This is a genomic window from Streptomyces sp. NPDC057137 (assembly GCF_042670825.1).
GTDB lineage: Bacteria > Actinomycetota > Actinomycetes > Streptomycetales > Streptomycetaceae > Streptomyces.
Window position 1 is genome coordinate 1 of record NZ_JBHUUW010000130.1, and the last position, 8,054, is coordinate 8,054.

8 protein-coding genes are annotated in these 8,054 nt (G+C 70.1%); 2 read left to right on the forward strand and 6 right to left on the reverse strand.

Features of this window, described 5'->3' with window-relative positions; all coding sequences use genetic code 11:
- Positions 1-56: 56 nt before the first annotated feature.
- Positions 57-2,630: an FHA domain-containing protein gene (locus ACFT9I_RS39870; RefSeq protein ID WP_382572727.1), complete on the reverse strand. Its 2,574-nt coding sequence runs from the start codon at positions 2,628-2,630 to the stop codon at positions 57-59.
- Between the two features lie 305 nt (positions 2,631-2,935).
- Between ACFT9I_RS39870 and serB the strand changes: the two genes are divergently transcribed.
- Entirely contained in the window at positions 2,936-4,183 is a 1,248-nt protein-coding gene (serB, locus tag ACFT9I_RS39875; protein ID WP_382572730.1) for a phosphoserine phosphatase SerB, read from the forward strand.
- Between the two features lie 96 nt (positions 4,184-4,279).
- Here serB and ACFT9I_RS39880 read toward each other — a convergent pair whose 3' ends face one another.
- The 4 genes from ACFT9I_RS39880 to ACFT9I_RS39895 all read right to left on the reverse strand — a co-directional run bounded on the left by ACFT9I_RS39880 (position 4,280) and on the right by ACFT9I_RS39895 (position 6,684).
- On the reverse strand, positions 4,280-4,798 hold the full coding sequence (locus ACFT9I_RS39880; RefSeq protein WP_382572733.1) for a SixA phosphatase family protein: 519 nt from the start codon (positions 4,796-4,798) through the stop codon (positions 4,280-4,282).
- Between the two features lie 85 nt (positions 4,799-4,883).
- Positions 4,884-5,090 (reverse strand): hypothetical protein, encoded by a 207-nt coding sequence (locus tag ACFT9I_RS39885; RefSeq protein ID WP_382572735.1) that lies wholly within the window; start codon positions 5,088-5,090, stop codon positions 4,884-4,886.
- 161 nt (positions 5,091-5,251) lie between these two features.
- The gene (locus ACFT9I_RS39890; protein ID WP_382572737.1) at positions 5,252-5,368 is read right to left on the reverse strand and encodes an SGM_5486 family transporter-associated protein; all 117 of its coding nucleotides are present in this window, start codon (positions 5,366-5,368) and stop codon (positions 5,252-5,254) included.
- 17 nt (positions 5,369-5,385) lie between these two features.
- Positions 5,386-6,684 carry a CynX/NimT family MFS transporter gene (locus ACFT9I_RS39895; RefSeq protein ID WP_382572739.1) on the reverse strand — a complete coding sequence of 433 codons (1,299 nt, stop codon included), beginning with the start codon at positions 6,682-6,684 and terminating at the stop codon, positions 5,386-5,388.
- Positions 6,685-6,816: 132 nt separating this feature from the next.
- Here ACFT9I_RS39895 and ACFT9I_RS39900 point away from each other — a divergent pair, with 132 nt between their 5' ends.
- Positions 6,817-7,491 carry a FadR/GntR family transcriptional regulator gene (locus ACFT9I_RS39900; RefSeq protein ID WP_382572741.1) on the forward strand — a complete coding sequence of 225 codons (675 nt, stop codon included), beginning with the start codon at positions 6,817-6,819 and terminating at the stop codon, positions 7,489-7,491.
- Between the two features lie 30 nt (positions 7,492-7,521).
- Here the strand turns inward: ACFT9I_RS39900 and ACFT9I_RS39905 are convergent, their stop codons facing one another.
- The gene (locus ACFT9I_RS39905; RefSeq protein WP_382572743.1) at positions 7,522-7,953 is read right to left on the reverse strand and encodes a hypothetical protein; all 432 of its coding nucleotides are present in this window, start codon (positions 7,951-7,953) and stop codon (positions 7,522-7,524) included.
- Positions 7,954-8,054: the final 101 nt, after the last annotated feature.

An 8,054-nucleotide genomic window follows, 5' to 3' on the forward strand; every position in this document is an offset into this window, starting at 1 on the left:
CCTTCGCGGGGTGCCGCCCACCGGCGGCGTGCGTGTCACGTACTTCCTACCGCGCGTTACTTGCGCATGACCTCCGGCTCGTGGCGGCGCAGCAACCGCGCCACCACGACCCCGCACACGACTCCGATGAACAGCAGGACCCCGACGTTGAAGCCCCACTGGGCCACGGAGTGGTCCCAGAGCGGGTCCAGGTCGTTGGGGCTCTTGGGCTCCCACGGCGGCATCAGATGCGCCAGGTCGATGGTCGAGCCGGCGCCGGCGATGGCCCAGCGCGAGGGCATCAGCCAGGCGAACTGCTCCAGGCCGGGCGAACCGTAGATCTGGAAGAGCGTGCCGGTGAAGACGACCTGGACGATCGCGAACATGACCAGCAGCGGCATGGTCTTCTCGGCGGTCTTCACCAGCGAGGAGATCACCAGACCGAACATCATCGACGTGAAGCCCAGCGCGATGATCACGATGCACATCTCGACGGCCGGCGGCATGAGCAGGCCCTCGTCGGGCAGCGCGCGCGGCGCGAAGCCGATCCCGCAGAGGATCACGCCCTGGAAGGCCGTGATCACGCCGAGCACGATGACCTTGGACATCAGATACGCGGACCGGGAGAGGCCGGTGGCCCGTTCCCGTTCGTAGATCACCCGTTCCTTGATCAGTTCTCGTACGGAGTTGGCCGCACCCGAGAAGCACATGCCGACCGCGAGGATCAGCAGGATCGTCCCGGCCTTGCCGTTGAACTGGGCCGGCGGGTCGGGCGGTCCCAGACCGAAGTCCGCCGGAATCACGACGCTCACCACGCCGAGGACGGCGGGCAGTATCACCATCAGGCCGAGGAAGCCCCGGTCGGAGGCGATCACCGAGGAGTAGCGGCGGATCAGCGTCCAGAGCTGGGAGCCCCAGCTCTGCGGCTTCGGCGGGCGCATCTGCTGCGGCGTCGGCATGTGGACCGACTGCGCGGCGACGGCGTCGATGTCGGCGGCGTACATCTGGTAGTGCTGCGAGCCGCGCCAGCGGCCCGCCCAGTCGTAGTCGCGGTAGTTCTCGAACGCCGAGAAGACATCGGCCCAGGTGGTGTAGCCGAAGAAGTTGAGCGCTTCCTCGGGCGGTCCGAAGTACGCGACCGAGCCGCCGGGCGCCATGACGAGCAGCTTGTCGCAGATCGCCAGCTCGGCCACGGAGTGTGTGACGACCAGGACGGTACGGCCGTCGTCGGCGAGGCCGCGCAGGAGCTGCATGACGTCGCGGTCCATGCCCGGGTCGAGACCCGACGTGGGCTCGTCCAGGAAGATCAGCGACGGCTTGGTCAGCAGTTCCAGGGCGACGGAGACGCGCTTGCGCTGGCCGCCGGAGAGCGAGGTGACCCGCTTCTCCTTGTGGATGTCGAGCTTCAGCTCGCGCAGCACCTCGTCGATACGGGCCTCGCGCTCGGACTCGGCGGTGTCGCCGGGGAACCGGAGCTTGGCGGCGTACTTGAGTGCCTTCCGTACGGTCAGCTCCTTGTGCAGGATGTCGTCCTGCGGGACCAGACCGATGCGCTGGCGCAGCTCGGCGAACTGCTTGTACAGATTCCTGTTGTCGTACAGGACGTCGCCCTCGTTGGCGGGCCGGTAGCCGGTGAGCGCCTTGAGGAGCGTGGACTTGCCGGAGCCCGAGGGGCCGATGACCGCGATGAGCGACTTCTCGGGGACGCCGAAGGAGACGTCCTTGAGGATCTGCTTGCCGCCGTCGACCGTCACCGTGAGGTGGCGGGCGGAGAAGGAGACCTCACCGGTGTCGACGAACTCTTCCAGCCGGTCGCCGACCAGGCGGAAGGTCGAGTGACCGACGCCGACGATGTCGTTCGGGCCGATGAGCGCCGTACCGGACTTGGTGATCGGCTGGCCGTTGACGTACGTGCCGTTGTGGGACCCGAGGTCGCGGATCTGGAAACGGCCGTCGGGCGTCGAGGTGAACTCGGCGTGCAGACGGGAGACCTGGAGGTCGGAGACGACCAGTTCGTTCTCCAGCGCACGGCCGATGCGCATCACCCGGCCGAGAGCCACCTGGTGGAAGGTGGTCGGGCTGCGGTCCCCGTACACCGGCGGCGCCCCCGCCGCGCCACCGATGCCTGAACCGCCCTGACCACCCGGACCGCCGGCACCGGGGCCCCCCGGCCCTCCGTGCTGCTGCGGTACGTAGCCGTGCTGAGGAGGCTGCTGCTGTTGGTGCTGGGGCGGCTGCTGTTGCGGTGGCGGCCAGCCCTGCTGCTGAGGAGGCTGCTGCTGAGGGGCCCAACCGGGAGCCTGCGACTGCGGCTGCGCGGGCGCGTGCTGCGCCTTGGCCTGCTGGGGCGGTGTGCCCTGGGCCTGGTAGGCGCCGGCCGCCGCGCCGTTGAGATTCAGCCGCGGTCCGTCGGTCGCATTGCCGAGATGTACGGCGGTACCCGGACCGATTTCCAGCTGATGGATCCGCTGGCCCTGCACATAAGTGCCGTTGGTGCTGCCGTGGTCCTCAATTACCCAACTACGGCCCCCCCAGCTGATGGTGGCGTGACGCCACGAGACCCGGGCGTCATCGATCACCAGGTCGCCCTGCGGATCACGTCCCAGGGTGTATGACCTGGACTGGTCGAGCGTCCAGGTCCTTCCATTCATTTCAAGTACGAGCTCTGGCACTCCATGCCCCACTAGTTGTCCCCCGGGTTGCTCCCATCGCAGGGAGTCTAGGGATGGCGAACATCGTGGGGAACTATTTCAGGCCCGCCCCCTTATACGAAAGTCGGGCCTCGGAGAAGACCACAAAATCTCCTTCAGGGCGCGGCGAAACGTAAGTGAACAGGCTCAAATCCCACAAGCGGGACGCGTCCGAGGTATACGTGTCCGGTCACTTCTCGGACGGGTGTCCGGTACGCGGGACGCCGGGTCGCCCCACGCGTCACGCCCGATACGGTGGGAACACCATGAGCGCATCGCAGCCCCGTCAGCCCACTGACGCCGCCCCCACGCTTCTCGTCAAGATCTTCGGGAAGGACCGCCCGGGGATCACCGCAGGCCTCTTCGACACCCTCGCCGCCTACTCGCTCGACGTCATAGACATCGAGCAGGTCGTCACCCGTGGCCGTATCGTCCTGTGCGCGCTCGTCACCTCGCCGGAGGCCGGCGGCAGCACCGAGGGCGAGCTGCGGGCGACCGTCCACAGCTGGGCCGACTCGCTGAAGCTCCAGGCCGAGATCATCTCCGGGACCGGCGACAACAGGCCGCGCGGCAGCGGCCGTTCCCATGTCACCGTGCTCGGACATCCGCTGTCCGCCGAGTCGACGGCGGCCATCGCCGCCCGCATCACCTCGACGGGCGGGAACATCGACCGGATCTTCCGGCTGGCGAAGTACCCGGTCACGGCGGTGGAGTTCGCCGTGTCGGGCACGGAGACCGAACCGCTGCGGACCGCGCTGGCGACCGAGGCCGCCGAGATCGGCGTCGACGTGGCCGTCGTCTCGGCCGGGCTGCACCACCGGGCGCAGCGCCTCGTCGTCATGGACGTCGACTCGACCCTCATCCAGGACGAGGTCATCGAGCTGTTCGCCGCGCACGCGGGCTGCGAGGAGCAGGTCGCCGAGGTGACGGCCAGGGCCATGGCGGGCGAGCTGGACTTCGAGCAGTCGCTGCACGCGCGTGTGGCGCTGCTGGCCGGACTCGACGCGTCGGTGGTGGAGAAGGTACGCGCGGAGGTACGGCTCACGCCCGGCGCCCGCACCCTGATCCGTACGCTCAAGCGGCTCGGCTACCAAGTGGGCGTCGTGTCCGGCGGGTTCACGCAGGTGACCGACGGGCTGAAGGACCAGCTGGGGCTGGACTTCGCCTCGGCGAACACGCTGGAGATAGTGGACGGGAAGCTCACCGGGCGCGTCGTGGGCGAGATCGTCGACCGGGCGGGCAAGGCCAGGCTGCTGCGGCGGTTCGCCGCGGAGGCCGGGGTGCCGCTGTCCCAGACGGTGGCGATCGGCGACGGGGCCAACGACCTGGACATGCTGAACGCGGCGGGGCTGGGGGTCGCGTTCAACGCCAAGCCGGTGGTCCGCAGGGCCGCGCACACGGCGGTGAACGTGCCGTTCCTGGACACGGTGCTGTATCTGCTGGGGATCACGCGCGAAGAGGTCGAAGAGGTGGAGGCCGCGGAGGCGGAAGCGGCCTCGGATCCGTCGGCCTGACCGGCCCCCGAGAGACGACGGAGCCCCGGCACGCACACCGTGCCGGGGCTCTGTCCGTAAGGGAGTTGGGCGGTCGGGGGTGGTGGACTCGCGCGGTCAGTCGTGCGGGGCCCAGTATTCGAGCAGCGTCCCCACGTCGGGCTCCACGGTCTTCCACGAGCCGGTGAACCCGATGACGGCGAACGCCGAGGTCGGGAACGCGCTCGCGGTCAGCCGGCCCAGGGCGTCACCCTCGGCGCGGGCCGAGAGGGCGTCGGCGAGGGCGTGCATGCCGGGGTTGTGGCCGATCAGCAGGAGATCGTTCACCTCGTCCGGCGTCTCGGTGAGCAGCGCCAGGAGATCGCCGAGCGTGGCGTCGTACAACCGGTCCTCGTAGACGGTCCTGGGCCGCTGCGGCAACTCGTGCACCGCCAGCTTCCAGGTCTCGCGCGTACGGGCCGCCGTCGAACAGAGAGCCAGGTCGACGGCGATACCGGTCTCCGCGAGCCGCCGACCGGCCACCGGGGCGTCCGCGCGGCCTCGCTCGGCGAGCGGCCGCTCGTGGTCGGCCACCTCGGGCCAGTCGGCCTTCGCGTGCCGGAGTAGGACAATCCTGCGGGGTGTTTCGACGCTCATGCATCCCAGCTTCGCACGAAATGCGCCGTCAGGCGCGGGGTGTTGGAGGGGTCACCCGCCACGGGTGACCCTGACGGCGACCGCGCTACCGGGAGAGGGTCTGCTGAATCTGGATGACCACCTGGCCGACGCCGGGCTCACCGGCGGAGGCGGCGGCCTGGCCGGGACCGGCCATCACCAGCAGTAGCGCGGCGAACGCGAGGGCCGGGAGCACGACGGCCCACCAGGGGAGACGGATGTCGACACGGTCGGGGGACGGGCGGTGGGACCGGGTGTGCGTAGGGGCCGACATGGCCGCCTCCGTAGGTCTGCGGTTGAAGTACCTCAAAGCTACGGATCACCGGCCCCGCGCCCCATCCGGAGACCCACCCACTCGACCCTGACCCTGACCCCCTAGGGGATGGTGGTGCCAGCACCACCATCCCTTTTTTCGAGGCTCACTCGCCGAGGGCTTTAGGGAGACGCAAGGGAGGCGATGACGGCGATCACGACCATGATGCCGATGATCGTGCCGAACATCAGCAGCAGTTTCTTCTGGCCGTTCTGGGGATTCGGATCAAGGACTGGCATGCGCCCAGTTTCTCATCTCAGCACTCGTCCTCGATCGTCCGGTCCCGCCCCGCGACGACACCCAGAATGATCTGCGGCACCATGAGCCCGCCCATGAGCATGATCGGCAGTTCCCAGCCGCCGCTGTGCTGGTAGAGCACGCCCACCAGCAGCGGGCCCGGAATGGAGATCAGATAGCCGGTGCTCTGCGCGAAGGCGGACAGCCGTACGACGCCGGCGCCGGTCCGCGCGCGCATGCCGATCATCGTGAGCGCCAGCGGGAAGGCGCAGTTGGAGACGCCCAGCAGCACCGCCCACACCCAGGCCCCGGCGGCGGGCGCGAGGAAGAGGCCCGCGTAGCCGGTGAGGCCGCAGGCGCCCAGCGCGATGACGATCGGGCCCTGGTTCTTCATCCGGGTGGCCAGCCGCGGGATCACGAAGGCCAGCGGCACGCCCATCACCATGGTGACGGCGAGCAGCAGTCCCGCCGTACCGGCCGAGACCCCCGCGTCGCGGAAGATCTGCGGCATCCAGCCCATGGTGATGTACGCGCCCGTCGCCTGGAGGCCGAAGAAGCAGCCGAGCGCCCAGGCGGTACGGCTGCGGGCGATCCTCGGCGCCGGCGCCGCGACCTGCTCGGGCTCCGGCCGGCGCCCCGCGTCCGCCGTGGCAGCCGCGCTCCGCCGGTCGCGTACGAGGAGTGCGGCCCACGGCAGTACGGCGACGGCGGCGACCACGGCCCACAGACCGAGGCCCAGCCGCCAACTGCCGCCCAGCGCGGCGGTCATGGGCACGGTCGCGGCCGCCGCCACGGCGGTGCCGGCGGACAGCGACATCGAGTAGAGGCCGGTCATGGTGCCGACCCGATCGGGGAAATACCGCTTCACGATCACCGGCATCAGCACGTTGCTGACGGCTATGCCCATCAGCGCGAGCGCGCTCGCCGCGAGGAAAGCGGCCGTGCTGTTGGTGAAGGGGCGGATCAGCAGGCCGGCCGTGATGGCCACCATGCCCGCGCAGACGACGGCGCCGGGCCCGAAGCGGCGGGCGAGGCGCGGGGCCGTGATGCCGAAGACGGCGAAGCAGAGCGCGGGGACGGAGGTGAGGACCCCGGCGACGCTGCCGCTCATGTGGAGCCCGACGCGTACGTCTTCGAGCAGCGCACCGAGGCTGGTGATGGCGGGGCGGAGATTGACGGCGGCGAGGACGAGTCCCACGACGAGAAGCCGGGGCAGCCACACGGTCGTCCGGGGTGAGGGTGACGGTGCGGGAGCGTCGGCGGGGGCGGGCGCGACGTCCTCCCGGGGCGCGAGTGGGGTCGTGGTCTCGTCAAGCATGGTGCCATCATAGAATCATGGGATGATTGGTTGTCCAATCCGGACGGCATTCCTGACGGTGGCGACTCCTGACGGTGATCTCCTGATGGCAGACTCCCGACAGCCGCCCCGGCACCGAGAACCTGGAGCACCATGGCCCTGACCTCTCCCCGGCGATCCGCGCTCTCCGATCAGGTGATCACCGAGCTGCGGAACCAGATCACGTCGGGCGAATGGCCGGTGGGCTCACGCATCCCCACCGAGCCCGAGCTGGTCGAGCAGCTCGGAGTGGCCCGTAACACCGTCCGCGAGGCCGTCCGCGCGCTGGCGCACAACGGGCTCCTGGACATCCGGCAGGGCTCGGGGACGTATGTCATCGCCACGAGCGAGCTGGCCGGTGTGATGCACCGCCGGTTCGCCGACGCCGACGCCCGGCACATCGCGGAGGTGCGCTCCACCCTCGAAGCCTCGGCGGCGCGGCTGGCTGCCGAGCGTCGTACGGAGCGGGACGTACGGCAGCTGGAGACGCTGCTGGCGCGGCGCGAGGAGGCGTGGGCGGGCGGGGACGCCGAACTGTTCGTGGCCGCGGACGCGACCCTGCACCTGGCGGTGGTCGCGGCCTCGCACAACGAGGTGCTCACCGCGCTCTACGCGGACCTGAGCGAGCTGCTGCGTGACGGGCTGCGCGCGGATGTGGGGCGTGAGCTGCGGCCGGCGTTCCATCTGGACCACGCGCGGCTGGTGGCGGCGATCGGGGCCCGGGACGCGGAGACGGCGGGTACGGAGGCGGCGAGCCACGCCTTCACCTGCCTCCGCGAGACGGCGTGACGGTCAGGGCGTGACAGTCAGACCCGACCGTTACGGCGTGACGCGCTCGTGGCTGACCCAGGCCGATGCGACTTCCTTCCAGCAGCGCCCGGTGAGCCGGGCGTAGCCGGCGGCCACGGTCTCGGCGGGGGCGCTGTCGGAGTCGACGTCCCACCAGCGCGCGCACTCCACATGCAGCTGGACGCGGTCGGTCCCGGGGTACGGGTTGTGGCAGAAGGCGGTCACCAGGGAGCCCTCGGTCGCCGTACGGCAGTGGGCTCCGAACGGGTCGCGCTCACGGTCGTCGCCGTCGTCGCTGTCTGCATCCACCGCCACCCGATCGGCGCCGGTCATGCCCGCCGCCGACGTCCTGGCCACCGGGGGCGGCGACTCGTCCCGTACGACAGCGGTGACGGCGAGGCCCGCCACGATCAGCACCGCCACCGTCAGTGAGGCAGCCGCCTTGCGTGCTCTCCGGTACACAGCGACACCTCCTCCCCGATCAGTGTGCGGGGATTCGTCGCGCTTCTCGACTCGGACGGACACGGACGGTGACCGGACGCGGTTCGCGACGTCCGTGACGC

Excerpts from the sequence above, each read along its gene's own strand:
- ACFT9I_RS39870 (WP_382572727.1), bottom strand. The coding sequence starts at position 2,630 with ATGAATGGAAGGACCTGGACGCTCGACCAGTCCAGGTCATACACCCTG.
- serB (WP_382572730.1), top strand. The coding sequence starts at position 2,936 with ATGAGCGCATCGCAGCCCCGTCAGCCCACTGACGCCGCCCCCACGCTT.
- ACFT9I_RS39880 (WP_382572733.1), bottom strand. The coding sequence starts at position 4,798 with ATGAGCGTCGAAACACCCCGCAGGATTGTCCTACTCCGGCACGCGAAG.
- ACFT9I_RS39885 (WP_382572735.1), bottom strand. The coding sequence starts at position 5,090 with ATGTCGGCCCCTACGCACACCCGGTCCCACCGCCCGTCCCCCGACCGT.
- ACFT9I_RS39890 (WP_382572737.1), bottom strand. The coding sequence starts at position 5,368 with ATGCCAGTCCTTGATCCGAATCCCCAGAACGGCCAGAAGAAACTGCTG.
- ACFT9I_RS39895 (WP_382572739.1), bottom strand. The coding sequence starts at position 6,684 with ATGCTTGACGAGACCACGACCCCACTCGCGCCCCGGGAGGACGTCGCG.
- ACFT9I_RS39900 (WP_382572741.1), top strand. The coding sequence starts at position 6,817 with ATGGCCCTGACCTCTCCCCGGCGATCCGCGCTCTCCGATCAGGTGATC.